The organism is Synechococcus sp. 65AY6A5 (assembly GCF_002760415.1).
GTDB lineage: Bacteria > Cyanobacteriota > Cyanobacteriia > Thermostichales > Thermostichaceae > Thermostichus.
The window spans coordinates 416192-428398 of record NZ_AXUW01000001.1; the positions used below are offsets into that span (position 1 = coordinate 416192).

General features: G+C 61.0%; 13 protein-coding genes. 6 read left to right on the forward strand and 7 right to left on the reverse strand.

Features of this window, described 5'->3' with window-relative positions:
- Both SYN65AY6A5_RS01900 and bchI read right to left on the reverse strand, forming a co-directional pair.
- On the reverse strand, positions 1–236 hold a 236-nt coding region (locus SYN65AY6A5_RS01900; RefSeq protein WP_143597124.1), incomplete at its 3' end, for a MerR family DNA-binding transcriptional regulator.
- 105 nt (positions 237–341) lie between these two features.
- Positions 342–1400 carry a magnesium chelatase ATPase subunit I gene (gene bchI / locus SYN65AY6A5_RS01905; RefSeq protein WP_011430756.1) on the reverse strand — a complete coding sequence of 353 codons (1059 nt, stop codon included), beginning with the start codon at positions 1398–1400 and terminating at the stop codon, positions 342–344.
- 339 nt (positions 1401–1739) lie between these two features.
- Between bchI and SYN65AY6A5_RS01910 the strand changes: the two genes are divergently transcribed.
- Positions 1740–2153, forward strand: coding sequence for a DUF4168 domain-containing protein (locus tag SYN65AY6A5_RS01910; RefSeq protein ID WP_011430755.1), 414 nt, complete (start codon positions 1740–1742; stop codon positions 2151–2153).
- Positions 2154–2264: 111 nt separating this feature from the next.
- On the forward strand, positions 2265–2804 hold the full coding sequence (locus tag SYN65AY6A5_RS01915; RefSeq protein WP_099813050.1) for a DUF3611 family protein: 540 nt from the start codon (positions 2265–2267) through the stop codon (positions 2802–2804).
- Between the two features lie 164 nt (positions 2805–2968).
- Here SYN65AY6A5_RS01915 and SYN65AY6A5_RS01920 read toward each other — a convergent pair whose 3' ends face one another.
- Both SYN65AY6A5_RS01920 and psaK read right to left on the reverse strand, forming a co-directional pair.
- On the reverse strand, positions 2969–3106 hold the full coding sequence (locus tag SYN65AY6A5_RS01920; protein WP_011430753.1) for a photosystem II reaction center protein K: 138 nt from the start codon (positions 3104–3106) through the stop codon (positions 2969–2971).
- Between the two features lie 125 nt (positions 3107–3231).
- On the reverse strand, positions 3232–3477 hold the full coding sequence (gene psaK, locus SYN65AY6A5_RS01925; RefSeq protein ID WP_011430752.1) for a photosystem I reaction center subunit PsaK: 246 nt from the start codon (positions 3475–3477) through the stop codon (positions 3232–3234).
- A gap of 340 nt (positions 3478–3817) precedes the next feature.
- Here psaK and SYN65AY6A5_RS01930 point away from each other — a divergent pair, with 340 nt between their 5' ends.
- The 3 genes from SYN65AY6A5_RS01930 to SYN65AY6A5_RS01940 all read left to right on the forward strand — a co-directional run bounded on the left by SYN65AY6A5_RS01930 (position 3818) and on the right by SYN65AY6A5_RS01940 (position 6603).
- A complete protein-coding gene (locus SYN65AY6A5_RS01930; RefSeq protein ID WP_011430751.1) occupies positions 3818–4792 on the forward strand; it encodes a fatty acid desaturase in 975 nt (324 codons plus the stop codon).
- A 1-nt stretch (position 4793) separates the two neighbouring features.
- Positions 4794–5675: a hypothetical protein gene (locus SYN65AY6A5_RS01935; protein ID WP_099883784.1), complete on the forward strand. Its 882-nt coding sequence runs from the start codon at positions 4794–4796 to the stop codon at positions 5673–5675.
- A gap of 70 nt (positions 5676–5745) precedes the next feature.
- Positions 5746–6603 carry a hypothetical protein gene (locus SYN65AY6A5_RS01940; RefSeq protein WP_099813052.1) on the forward strand — a complete coding sequence of 286 codons (858 nt, stop codon included), beginning with the start codon at positions 5746–5748 and terminating at the stop codon, positions 6601–6603.
- Here SYN65AY6A5_RS01940 and SYN65AY6A5_RS01945 read toward each other — a convergent pair.
- Positions 6600–7319 carry a DnaJ domain-containing protein gene (locus SYN65AY6A5_RS01945; protein ID WP_240527848.1) on the reverse strand — a complete coding sequence of 240 codons (720 nt, stop codon included), beginning with the start codon at positions 7317–7319 and terminating at the stop codon, positions 6600–6602. The genes SYN65AY6A5_RS01940 and SYN65AY6A5_RS01945 overlap by 4 nt on opposite strands.
- Before the next feature lie 47 nt (positions 7320–7366).
- Here SYN65AY6A5_RS01945 and SYN65AY6A5_RS01950 point away from each other — a divergent pair, with 47 nt between their 5' ends.
- Positions 7367–7645, forward strand: coding sequence for a DUF3082 domain-containing protein (locus SYN65AY6A5_RS01950; RefSeq protein ID WP_011430747.1), 279 nt, complete (start codon positions 7367–7369; stop codon positions 7643–7645).
- A gap of 239 nt (positions 7646–7884) precedes the next feature.
- On the opposite strand, the gene SYN65AY6A5_RS01955 is transcribed toward SYN65AY6A5_RS01950, so the two are convergent.
- Both SYN65AY6A5_RS01955 and SYN65AY6A5_RS01960 read right to left on the reverse strand, forming a co-directional pair.
- A complete protein-coding gene (locus SYN65AY6A5_RS01955) occupies positions 7885–9885 on the reverse strand; it encodes a transglycosylase SLT domain-containing protein (protein WP_240530964.1) in 2001 nt (666 codons plus the stop codon).
- 193 nt (positions 9886–10078) lie between these two features.
- A complete protein-coding gene (locus SYN65AY6A5_RS01960) occupies positions 10079–12010 on the reverse strand; it encodes a S9 family peptidase (protein ID WP_099813054.1) in 1932 nt (643 codons plus the stop codon).
- Positions 12011–12207 lie beyond the last annotated feature (197 nt).

The following is a 12207-nucleotide window of genomic DNA, read 5'->3' on the forward strand; positions in this document are numbered from 1 at the left end:
GGTTTCTGCCCTCGACTGCTGACTCGGGCGTACAAAACGACTCGTTTGTCCTTCTTGGGCGCTCTGTTCGCGTCAGCGGGCCGGAGGCCAATGTAGCTGTCGAGGTCATACCTTCTCGCCCTACCGGATGGTGTACGTACTGCATGGATCCAGCCCTTCTGTTCCCATCGCCTCAAAGTGTGGAGACACACCCCAAAATAATCCGCCGCTTCTCTCGGTTTTACATATCTAGCCATACCAAGCAGCCATACTGAACATATTGTACATTATTTTCAGTATAGTCCAGCGTATCATTGACTAGAGTCATGCTCTCCCAGGGGGAGAGGGGCTGGGGGTGAGAGCTAAGCGGCGCTCTCCAGGCTCACCTGAAACACCTCGCTAAAGGCCTTCTCGACCTTGTAGCCGGAGTCGATGGTTTCCAGCGGATCCTTGCGCAGGCGGTGGCGCAAACACAAGCTGATGACCCGGCGAATATCGGCAACGGTGACCTCGCTGCGCCCCTCCAGAGCTGCCAACGCCTTGGCTGCCCGGTTGGTGACGATATCGCCCCGCAGCCCATCCACCTCCAGCGCCGCACACACGCCGGAGATCTTCAGGCGCAACTCAGGATCCACCATCACAGTCGGCAAGAGGTGCTGGGCCTTTTCAATGCGCTCCCGCAGGCGCTGCTGGGCCTCGGCGTATTTGGCCAGAAAAGCCTGGGGGTCGGCGTCGAACTGGCTGCGCTCCTCCACGATCTGCACTCGCAGGGCCGGATCCCGCACCGTCTCGATGCGGACAAACATGCCGAAGCGATCCAAGAGTTGGGGCCGCAATTCTCCCTCTTCAGGGTTGCCGGATCCCACCAGGACAAAGCGGGCCGGGTGGCGAATGGAAATCCCTTCCCGCTCCACCGTGTTCCAGCCAGAGGCCGCCGCATCCAGCAAGACATCCACCAGGTGGTCGTCCAGGAGGTTGACCTCGTCCACGTAGAGGATGCCGCGGTTGGCCTTGGCCAAGAGCCCCGGCTCAAAAGCCTTCACCCCCTGAGACAAGGCGCGCTCGATGTCGAGAGTGCCGCAGACCCGGTCTTCCGTGGCTCCCAGGGGCAGATCCACCATCGGCACCTGGATCCAGGTGGTTTCCAGGGTTTCCCCCGCCTGCAGGCGCTCCCACACCTGGTCGCTCATCAGATCCCGCTGCCGCGGGTGGCTGTTGAACGGATCCCCCTTGACAACCTCGATCTGGGGCAGCAGATCGGCCAAGGCGCGGATGGTGGTGGACTTGCCCGTGCCGCGATCCCCCATGATCAGCACCCCGCCGATGCGGGGATCGATGACGTTGAGGAGCAGGGCCAACTTCATCTCCTCCTGGCCGACAATGGCGGTAAACGGGAAAACCGGGCGACGTTCCAAGTTCATAGAGGCAACAACGAGCATCTACCCCCATTATCCCAGAGGCCACTCCCCCTGGGCCGTCGAGATGGGCAGGAAAGAGATGGAAAGGCCGCACCAGGAACCTCAAGGCCGCTTTTCGGTCAAATAAAAAGCAGGCTCTGGGATCCCTGGCCTTTTGCCGGGAAAAACAGATAGCATCAGAGCCTATACCCGGAGTGGGTTGAAGCTGGGTAAAGGCGAGAGCTACACCAAAGTAGGGAGGATCCCAAAAGCGCCAGCAACCCTGTTGAAGACCAGTTATCGGGTGGGGAGATAGCAGCGGTGTCAGGTCAAGCAAGTCGGAGACGGTGGACAGCATTCTCCATGCCCAACTTGGCCCAAAAAGGGCTGGTGGGCCTGATCTGGGCCTGTACTTGGATCCCTGTCTTGGGCATTTCCCTTGCCGTAGCCCAAACCCCGGCCACCTCTCTGGTTTTGACCGATGAACAGGTCGCCAAGTACGCCCGCATCGTCCTGGAGATGGAGCCCCACCGACAACAGGCCCAGCAGCGCTCCCAGGCCACCGCGGATCCGGCCAGCAAAGATCAAATCCGGCGGGAGTTCATTCGCACCGCCACCGAGATCATCACCCGCCACGGCATGACCGTGCCCGAATACAACCGCATTACCTTGTGGATTCGCTCCGAAGAAGGCAAAACCCTCCGACATCGCATCGAAGCCGAAATCCTGCGCCTGCAAAGCGGGGATCCCAGCGTGAGCCCTAGCCCCAAACCCTAACCCCCCTTGGATCCCCTGCAGCGCTTTGGCCTGGATGTGACGGAGGACGGAAGATAGCGGTAGGCTGGAAGCGGAGGTCAGTGCTCGTCCGTAGAGAGCGGGGGGAGAGCGATGAACGAGCCTATGTCGCCGTCAGTACGGGTGGCTGTCGAGCGCATGAAGTCTCGCTTGCGCCTGACGCGCCGCTTCGGGTTCTGGTTTCAGGCGGTTCTGGGGGCAACAGCTCTGCTGCTCTGGCTGGGATTTTTGGTTGGCCAGAATACCCTCTATCGCGACGACTCGACGGGGGCCTTTATCGCCTTCTGGTTTACCCTGTTTACCCTTCTAACCCTGGCAGCCGGTCTCTTCTTTAACTGGCGCTACCTGCTCCAGGCGGAGCGCCGCTCAGTATCCGCCGCTACCCCAAGCCAGTTGGATCTGCCCAAGCAGTTGCAATGGGTTACCTATGTCAGCCTGACCGGCGCTTTCTTGGCCCTCATCGCTATGGAGGCGCAGGTGGGAGAGCTGCTGGTGCGGCTGTTTACCCGCACGCTGAGCACCCAGACGGCAGGAGTGCTGCTGCTGGCTGCCAATATCAACGTTACCTTTGCCCACTTCGTCTGCTTGGCAGGGGTGCTCTGGATTACCGGCGCCCTCGACCGCGAGCCCTGAACCCCAGCCAGCCAGTCTCAGCTTTGCAAGGCAGAGAATCAGGCCTGCGGCGCAGCGGCCTGCCCCAAACCTGCCCCAACTAAAACTACCCCCCCGCCAGAACAAGAGGGGTAAGCAAAAGCAGTCCCAAAGTCCGTAGTTGCCAATCGCAGATTCCGAGGGCTTCACTTAAAGCCCACCGCCGCCTGCCAAACAAAAGCCAGCAGGAAAAACAAAACGGGGATAATCGGCAAAATGTCGATCAGGGGATCGAACAACTCATAGCCTTCTGGCAAAGCCGCCAGGAGCATCATCGCAGGCATGACAACAAACCTCGACAAGAAGGAAGTGGAGCTGGAGAAACTGCTCTTTTTCAGGATTGATAGAGAGTTTAACATTGCCGGGCGGAGATTCCCGCTAAGGTCAAGAAATGTAAACGGAAAATGCCTCAGAGAACCCCCATATTGGAGAGGCCCAAGATCACCCCCACGCCCAGCAGATGGCCGAAGCTGGCGACCCCCAGCACTTCCGGCCAGGTCATCCCCAACACAGGCCCGGTTTCTGAAGCCACACCCGAAGAGGACTTGAAGCTTAGGTAGGCCAGCCCTGTGCAGAGCAGGATAATCACCGCGCTCAGGGGAGACCAAGGGCTGGTTTGGGCAGTCATAGCCAACGGCGCAACAATGGGCAGCATGGTTTTCCTCCTCAGCTCAGGTTAACCGCCCCCTAGATTACCCCCATTCCGCAACTCCCAAAGGGATCCCCACATGAATTGCAACAGAGGCCGCAACAAAACCTCACACTGTGGCTTCTTCTGGCCTCATGGCCGATCTACCCCTCGCCGGGAACGGTCGAGACGGGCTGGAGTTGGCAAGAAAAATCCGGCCTGGGCCAACGAGGGGAGCAGCTCTCTGCCGTATACTAACGAAAGTTAACAAATTGTTCTCTTCCCCCGCTTTTGAGGTGATGACCTGGCTTTGTTGCCTTAATCCATCCTCACCGTCTGCGCTGTGCACACCCAAGGATGGCTGCCGATGACTGCTGCTGCGACTCCGCAACCGGATCCCAAGCCTTTTGCGTTACCCCGTGAGCTGTTGGGGCCGCCGCCAGAATTTTGGAATCCCACCCTGCTGATGTTTTTGGCGGCGGTGGCGCTTTCGGCCTCTTGCTTTGGCGGGTACGCCTTTTGGCATTGGCCCCGCTGGCTGGTGTTTTGGCTGAATTTTGTCGCCCTGTATGTTCTGGGCACAGTGATCCACGATGCCTCGCACGGCTCGGCCCACCGCAACCGCTTTTTAAACGAGGCGCTGGGCCATGGCTCTGCCCTGTTACAGGGCTTTGTCTATCCGGTCTTTAAGCGGGTGCACATGCAACACCATGCCCACGTCAACCATCCCGAAGACGATCCCGATCACTATGTGTCTACGGGCGGGCCGCTGTGGCTAATTGCGCCGCGCTTTTTCTACCATGAGGTGTTTTTCTTCAAGCGGCAGCTCTGGCGCAAAGGTCGCTGGGATCTGCTGCAATGGGGGCTGAGTCGGCTGGTGGTGATCCTAACGTTTGCGCTGGCCATTCACTTTGGCTACACCGACTACATCATGAACTATTGGCTGCCCCCCGCCTTTATTATGGGCTTCTTGTTGGGCCTGTTTTTCGACTATCTGCCCCATCGCCCTTTTCAATCCCAAGAGCGGTGGTACAACGCCAGGGTTTACCCTGGCTGGCTGACCAATATTCTGCTGCTGGGGCAAAACTATCACTTGATCCACCATCTCTGGCCCTCGGTTCCCTGGTACAAGTATCAGGCGGCCTACTGGGCGGCCAAACCTGAGCTGGACGCGCGTAACTGCCAGCAAACGCTGGGGATCTGGGAGAGAGGGGAGTTTTGGAGCTTTTTGTACGACGCGCTGATTGGCCTGCACTGGCACAAGCCCAACGGGCCAACCCGTTCCGCTGCGCCAGCCGATCCAGAATCTGCGGGATCCGCTGCGGATCTGAGGCTTAGTTAACATGGTCTTGCCGACGCTGCGGATCCCTCAGTTGCTGCTGTTTGTGGAGGCGGCCAGCTTGCTGCAGGACACCAGCCAGGTTCTCTTACAGGCCGGTCAGGCGACGGCGGATTTGCCAGAGGTGATTGCGGAAGCGCAAGCGCGGGCGGAAGCCCAATTGCAAACCCTTGGGATCCCGGCAGAGTTGCGGGCGCACGCCCGAGGGATCCTGAGGCTGACTTCGCCGCCGCAGGTGCTGGCCTACCTGCAGGATTTGTTGGACAGGGGATCCGGCCCCGATTTGGAAGCCTTTTTGGAGCAGGCGGGATCCGGCTCTACCCTGTTGCGCTTTCCGCCCCTGTTGGTGGGGGCTGTGGCTTTGCAGGTGTTGCTGGAGCGGCTGGATTTTTCTCCGCAAGAGAAAGCTGTGTTGCAAGCCCAACGGGATCAATGGGAACAGGCCCTGGCAGAATTGGCCGCTCGCCACAAGGTTTCCCCAGAGCCGCTGCGGGCTGCTGCGGAGACAGCGCTGCGGGCTGCCTCAGCAGAAGAGCTGCTGCAACTGGGGCAGGATCTCTTTCAAGATCTCCAGGATCTCGCCGGGGCCGATTCTGAGCCGGAAGCCGAGTCTCAGGTGGAGCTGGCGGGGCCTCTGGTGTTCCTGATGGTGGCCGATCACCTGTTGGCCCAGACAGAGCATCCCCTCACCCCGGAGCAGCGGCTGGACTTACAAATCAACCGCGCCGAGGCAGAAAGCCGCCTTTTGGCCATGCAAAAGCTGGGCCGTCTTGAAAACTTGGCGGAGCAGCGGGCTTACATTCGCTCCTGGATTAACCAAACTTCTGTACCGGATTTGCTGCGGGCCTTGGATCGCTTTTTTGCGGCGTCTGAACCCAACGCGTGAGGCCTGCAGATCACCAGAGGTTCCGTATCCTCTATGCTGGAGGCAAAGGGATCCCGCTTGAGGCGCGAAAGTGGACTGGGGCAGCCTATTTTGGATTTTTTTGATCTTCAGCTCGTTGCAACCCCTGTTGAACCGTCGCGCCCAGGAGTTTCGCCGTTTGTTGGCGATCCGGGAGTTGGAGCAGAAGCGGGGCAGCCGGGTGATTTTGCTCATCCACCGCCAGGAGTCGATTAGTTTTTTGGGGATCCCGGTTTCCCGCTACATCAGCATCGAGGACTCGGAGCAGGTTTTGCGGGCGATCCGCCTCACCCCGCCCAACACCCCCATTGATTTGATTCTGCACACCTCTGGCGGCCTGGTGCTGGCCACCGAGCAAATTGCCCGCGCCCTGATCCGCCATCCGGCCAAAGTGACAGTGTTTGTGCCCCACTACGCCATGTCGGGGGGGACGATGCTGGCCTTGGCCGCCGATGAAATTGTCATGGATGCCAATGCGGTGCTGGGGCCGGTGGATCCCCAGTTGGGCGGCTATGCTGCGGCCAGTATTCTGCAGGTGGTGGCGGAAAAGCCCATTGCCGAGATCGACGACCAGACTCTGATCCTGGCAGATCTGGCCCGCAAGGCGATGCACCAGGTGCAGAACTTTGTGCGGGAGCTGCTCAAGGACGATGTGCCCAAGCGCAAAATTGCCCCCGAACGCATCGAGCCCCTCATCCAGGCCCTGACCAGCGGGCGGGTGACCCACGACTACCCGATTACGGCTGAAGAAGCGCGGGAGCTGGGCCTGCCCATCTCCACCGAGTTGCCGCCCCAGATCTACGCCCTGATGGACTTGTACCCCCAGGCCAGCATGGGCCGTCCTTCCGTGCAGTACATTCCCACCCCCTACGATTCCCGCCCCTCTCCACCCGGCGGCGGGTCTCGCTAGGGCGAACTCTGGGCGTAGGTGTCTATGGCTTCTCGACGCAACCCTTCCGCCCGCCGAAACAGCTCTTGCCCAGTGTGCAGGTGGCGATCGTCAAAGTTCAGCGGGAAATAGCTCAGCTCCTCCAGGGCATCTTCCAAGTGGTTGAGGGCATAGTAGAGGCGAGAAGCCACCCCCCCTAGGCTGCTGGGATTGGGAAGGCGGCGAAAGATCTGCTGAGCTTGGGCCAGTTTCTGCGTACACTCCTCCAGATACAGGCCAAAGGCCTCCAGCAAATCGGGATCAAAAGGATCTGCCGCTAAGGCATTTAACTGCGGCTTGAGAGAAGACAGTAAAGGCCCCAAAACTCGGTTCAGAGGAGTGTAGACCTGCCGAATCCAGGCTTCGCGGGCAATAGCCTCCTGGCTGACCGTCTCCGAGGGGGAGCCCGTCGGCTGAGGGTGGCGCGAGGCCCAGCTAGCGCGCAGTTGTCGGTCGTACTCGCGGCGGGCTTGCGGATCCTTGAGCACCGCGTAGGCGGCGTTGATCTGGCGAATGCGTTCAGCAGCAGCCCCGTCTTTTTTGGCCAGCAGGCTGTCGGGATGGTGGTACTTGACCAAACGGCGATAGGCAGACTTGATCTCCGCTGCCGTCGCCAGCACCGAAACCCCCAACACTTCGTAGTGGGAAACTGCTTCAGACCCGCTCCCCATCATTTCGTTCTCAGGACAAACGCTCATATTGTACCTGGAGCCTACAATAAGGGTGAGTTTTCCGGTGCTGCCCCATGCCGTCCTCCCCCCATCCCCTCAGCGCCCTCTTGGGGGCTGCCTTTGCTGCCAGTTTGGGCTATGGGTTCCTACAATTGCTGCTCTCGATGCTGGCCAAGTTGCCGCCCATCGACCTGGAAAGCGGATCCCTGGCGCGGGGGATCAGCATTCTGGTGCGCTACCTGCTGGTGGGATCCGTTTCCCTGATCGCCTTCATGTTTTTCATGGTGGGCTTGGGGCTGGCGGCCTACTCGGTGCAGTTGCTGGGGGAAAGGCTGACCTCCTCCCGACGCTAGCTCTAGAAGAGCTGTGAGCCTGCTGGCCAACAGATCGCGCCGGAGGCTACCCTCCAGCCTCTCGCTCAGGTTGGACACTAGTTTGACCAAAACCTTGGCGGCGCAGGCCCCGCGCCCTCTTTCATCCCTCCGTATACGGGGGGGAAAGAAGGAGGCGTGCGGTGGCAATCTCACCGGTACGTCTGCGTAGCTCGCGATGAGCAAGAAAGAATTCCCGCCCCTTGGGGCTGGGGAGAACGTCAATCATTTGACAGGTGCGGTTGCAGGCGCTGGCTGACCAAGGTGCGCCCCTCTTGGGTGTAGAGCTGCCAGTAGTTCCAGTAGTTGCCAAAGACAGACTTGACATAGCCACGGGTTTCGGCGAAGGGGATCTGCTCCACAAATTCATCGGGATCCTCAAAGCCGAAGCGGCTCAGCCACCTGGCCACGTTGCCGGGGCCGCCGTTGTAGCTGGCCAGGGCCAGGAGGGTGTTGTCTTGGTAGGTGCGGTGGGTGTAGTCGAAGTACCAGGATCCCAGGTGAAGATTGTCGGCGGGGTTGGTGAGGCTGTACTGGGCTAGGCCGATTTTTTGGGCAATCCAGCGGCCGGTGGCAGGCATCACCTGCATCAGGCCCAGCGCTCCCGAGGCCGAGACGATCTCTGGCTCAAAGCGGGATTCCTGGCGGATCAGGGCCGCCACCATCAAGGGATTGAGGTTAAATTGCCGCGACCAGCGGGCCAGGCCGGGCTGGGCGTAGGGATCCCTTTCCCAGGTGTTTTCTGGGCTGGCGTAGTAGTGCAGCGGGTAGATGGCCTGCCAGAAATCCTGGCGCTGTCTCAGGGTCGGCAGCAGCGGGTCGGGCTCGGCGCTAAAGCGCAGGGCAGCCACCTGGTTGATGCCCCGCAGGTGCTCGCCGGCGTTGTTGCGCAAAATGCCGCTGGCAAAGCGCTCGGCCACGCTCATCTGGCCGGGATCCCGTTGCAGCAGAGCCATTTCCCCCTGCCAGCGCTCCCAGGCCAGTTGGCCAGCGCCAATGAGATGCAGGGTCTGGGTAGCCTCGGAAACGGCGGGCAAAGGTTGGCGAACGGGCTGAAAATCCACCTCAACCCTTTGGCGGCCGCTGGAGAAATCTCCTACTGGCCAGCCCAGTTGCGCCGCCGCCCGCCAGGCGTAGTAGGTGTGGGGAAACTGCCGCAGCACCTGCTGATAGGTTTGCCGCGCCGCAGCCACCTCCCCCAGCCGTTCCCGCCATTTGCCGGCCCAGTAGAGCAGTTGCGCCCCCATTTCCGTATCCCGCTGGGCCAAGCCAATCTGCTGGGCTAGAGCAATGGCTTGGCTGAGATTGCCCGTTTGCGCCTGGCGCCAAGCCACCGTCCAGGCGGCGGTGGCCGCGGCTTCGCTGACTGGGAAGCGCTCCCAAAGGGTCTGCCGCACCGCCTGGGCCGATTGCGGGCTGCCGTTGCGGTCATACAGTTGGCTGAGGCTGAGCAACGCTTCTGGAGCTTCTCTATCCGAGCCGGATCCCACCTGGCGAAGCAAGTCGATCGCCGTCGGCAGGTCGCTCAGTTCCGCCAAACGGCGGCGGGTGAGAGAAGCCTCTGGCCCATCGGGAAACTGTGCCAGCAGCGCTTGGTAAGCCGCTTTGGCCTGGGGAAACTCCCGCGAGATCTGGTGGCTGCGCCCCTGGCGGTAGAGATTGCGAGAGGTGGTGGGGGCACGCCCGTAGGCGCGGGCGGCTTTGCCGTACTCCCGCTGCTCCCAATAGGCATCGGCCAGGATCTGCCAATCGGAGGCCGTGAGGGATCCCTCTTGGGCTTGCCGCCAGCGATCCAGCAGCGGCGTTAACCCAGGGGTTTGCGGGTGGTGCAAGGCCAGATCCCGCAGCAGGTCATACCGGTCAGGATCCAGCTCCAGCAGGTGCTTGAGGGCGCGGGCCGTCAGGGGGTGGGTGGGAAATTGCCGCCGCAACTGATCCACCTGGCCCATTCCCCAGAGGGCGTAGGCGGCCACCGGGCTGTGGGGATACTCGTGCAAGATCTTGGGCCACCAGATCTGGCGGGCTGTTTCTCGATCCCCCAGCTTTTCATAAGCCTGAGCCCTGAGCTTCCAGATCTCGTCGGTGAGAACTGGCAGCTTTTCTTCCAAGCCCTGCAGGTGCTCCAGGGCCGCTTGCGCTTGGCCGGCCTGCAGGGCTTTGTAGGCGCGCAAAAAGGCGGCGCCAGAAGTCGAGCTCAGGGGTGCTGGAGGCGCCGCCGCCATCTCGACAGGTTCTGCCCAGGAGGAGGCGTAAAAGCCCCACAGGACGCCGCCCAGTACTCCGCCTGCTGCTAAGGTCGCGGCAAGCCATCGCCTCCAGAGTTGCCGGTGGCTTGTTCTGCTCTGCATGCCTCCCTTCCCCAGCGTCCTTGACTAGGATACCCAATGGGGAGGCGCTGAGCCAGGACAAGTAACCTCAACGAGGAGGAGGCCAGTTGGCAATGGGAACCGGCTCGATAAGCTCCGCCAAGGGAAACCCTAGGATCTGGGCGTAGAAATAAAGCTCTGCCTCCAGGGCCCGTTTGAGGTTGGCTGCCTGGCGAAAGCCGTGCTGCTCACCGGCAAAAGGGACATAGGCCACCGGGATCCCCTTGGCCTGCAGGGCAGCCACCATCCTCTCTGCTTGGTTGGGAGGGACGATGGCGTCCTCCAGGCCTTGAAAGAAGATAACGGGGCAGTTGAGACCCTCCAGGTGGTGGATGGGAGAGCGCTCCCGGTAGAGATCCCGCCGCTCCGGGTAGGGGCCAATTAAGCTGTCCAAGTAGTGGGACTCAAACTTGTGGGTCTCCTGGGCTAGGGCCTCTAGATCGCTCACCCCGTAGTAGCTGGCGCCGGCCTTGAAGACGGTGTGAAACGTCAGGGCCGCCAGGGTGGTGTAGCCGCCGGCGCTGCCGCCGCGAATGAGCAGCCGCTCCCCGTCCACCTTGCCCTGGGCTGCCAAGAATTGGGCCCCAGCGATGCAATCTTCCACGTCCACAAGGCCCCAGCGGCCCTTGAGGGCCTCCCGGTAGGCCCGCCCATAGCCGCTGCTGCCGCGGTAGTTGACATCCAAAACGGCAATCCCGCGGCTGGTCCAGTATTGGATCCCCAGGTCGAGCACGGCTGCCGTCGCCCCTGTGGGCCCACCGTGGCTTTTCACGAGCAGGGGCGGTTTTTCGCCGGCAGGGGCCACGAAGTCGCGGTTTTTGGGGGGATAGAAGAAACCGTAGGCCACTGCCCCGCCTGAGGTGGGAAAGGCGATGGGTTCGGGGATCGACAAGTACTCCGGCTCTACCGCCACGCTGCTAGAACGGGCCACCACCTCCACTTGGCTGGAGGGTAAGTCTAGGCAGACCAAGGCAGTGGCTTCCGTCGGGGATCCGGCCAGGAAAGCGGCTTTTTCCCCACTTACCTGCAGATTGTGGATCTCGGTGTAGGGCAAAGGGATCTCTTCCTGTTGCCCCGACTGGGGATCCAGGTAGGCCAAATGGCACAGACCCCCCTGTTGGTAGCAGGCCAGAATGCGCCCATCCCCAGCAAAGCCGTAGGTGCTCAGGCCAAACACCCACTGCGGCTCTCCAAACTCCGCTTCCATAGGGCAGAGGGGAATGGGGCCCTGGGGATCCCAGCGATAGAGGTTCCACCAGCCGCTGCAATCGGAAACAAAGTAGAGATCCCCTTGCGGTGACCACTGGGGCTGGAAGATCGACTCGGCAGGGCCACCGGCCAGCTTTTGAGGTTCTCCCAAGCTGCCGTCAGGGTTCACCTCAGACCGCCACAGCTCTGTGCCGTCCCAGGGCATTTGGGGGTGATCCCAGGTCAGCCATACCAAGGTCTGGCCATCGGGGCTGAGGCGAGGGTTGGCATAGAAATTGTGCCCAGAGGCCAAAACGCGCTGGGATCCGCTTTCCAAGTCAATCGAGACAAGGCTGTTTTCCGGCTCTCCCTGGCGGCTGTGATCTTCCCGCACACAGAGGATGCGTCCACGCGCCCGATCCACCACCCCATCTGCATAGCGATAGGGGCCTGCTTCCGTCAGGGGCTGGGGATCTGAACCCGGCAGCAGGCGGTAGAGCCGTTGGTCAGCGAAGTTGCAAAAATACACTACCCCTGCCGACACCCAATAAGCTCCACCCCCATACTCATGCACTCGTGTCCGCACATTGAAAGGTGCCGGTGTCAGCTCCACCAGGATCCCGTCGGCAGAGCGCCGCATCAACACATTGCGCCCTTTTTCTTGCGGGCGACCCTCCGTCCAGTAGAGATCCCCCTGATCCCAAACCATCTGTCCCAAGCGCAGGGATCCCGTCACCACCAGGTCAGCGGTAATCGGGGATCGCCAAGATCCATAGCCGGCCTGCTGCACCATAAGCTGTTAACTCTCAACTAATTCTCGACCCCAGAACCCCTATTATGCCGGCAGCAAGGGATCCCTGCCTTTGCCTACAGCCTGTGGGGAAAGGGCTCGGATTCTGGGAAAAGGTATCCCGCGATACAATTCTCTCCGGGCTGAATGGGTTTGATGGAACACGTTAAGGCAACAGGGATGCACAACGCTTTCTCGAC

Coding starts and splice junctions, on each gene's coding strand:
- bchI (WP_011430756.1), bottom strand. CDS start 1,400: ATGAACTTGGAACGTCGCCCGGTTTTCCCGTTTACCGCCATTGTCGGC.
- SYN65AY6A5_RS01910 (WP_011430755.1), top strand. CDS start 1,740: ATGCCCAACTTGGCCCAAAAAGGGCTGGTGGGCCTGATCTGGGCCTGT.
- SYN65AY6A5_RS01915 (WP_099813050.1), top strand. CDS start 2,265: ATGAACGAGCCTATGTCGCCGTCAGTACGGGTGGCTGTCGAGCGCATG.
- SYN65AY6A5_RS01920 (WP_011430753.1), bottom strand. CDS start 3,106: ATGCCTGCGATGATGCTCCTGGCGGCTTTGCCAGAAGGCTATGAGTTG.
- psaK (WP_011430752.1), bottom strand. CDS start 3,477: ATGCTGCCCATTGTTGCGCCGTTGGCTATGACTGCCCAAACCAGCCCT.
- SYN65AY6A5_RS01930 (WP_011430751.1), top strand. CDS start 3,818: ATGACTGCTGCTGCGACTCCGCAACCGGATCCCAAGCCTTTTGCGTTA.
- SYN65AY6A5_RS01935 (WP_099883784.1), top strand. CDS start 4,794: ATGGTCTTGCCGACGCTGCGGATCCCTCAGTTGCTGCTGTTTGTGGAG.
- SYN65AY6A5_RS01945 (WP_240527848.1), bottom strand. CDS start 7,319: ATGAGCGTTTGTCCTGAGAACGAAATGATGGGGAGCGGGTCTGAAGCA.
- SYN65AY6A5_RS01950 (WP_011430747.1), top strand. CDS start 7,367: ATGCCGTCCTCCCCCCATCCCCTCAGCGCCCTCTTGGGGGCTGCCTTT.
- SYN65AY6A5_RS01955 (WP_240530964.1), bottom strand. CDS start 9,885: ATGGCGGCGGCGCCTCCAGCACCCCTGAGCTCGACTTCTGGCGCCGCC.
- SYN65AY6A5_RS01960 (WP_099813054.1), bottom strand. CDS start 12,010: ATGGTGCAGCAGGCCGGCTATGGATCTTGGCGATCCCCGATTACCGCT.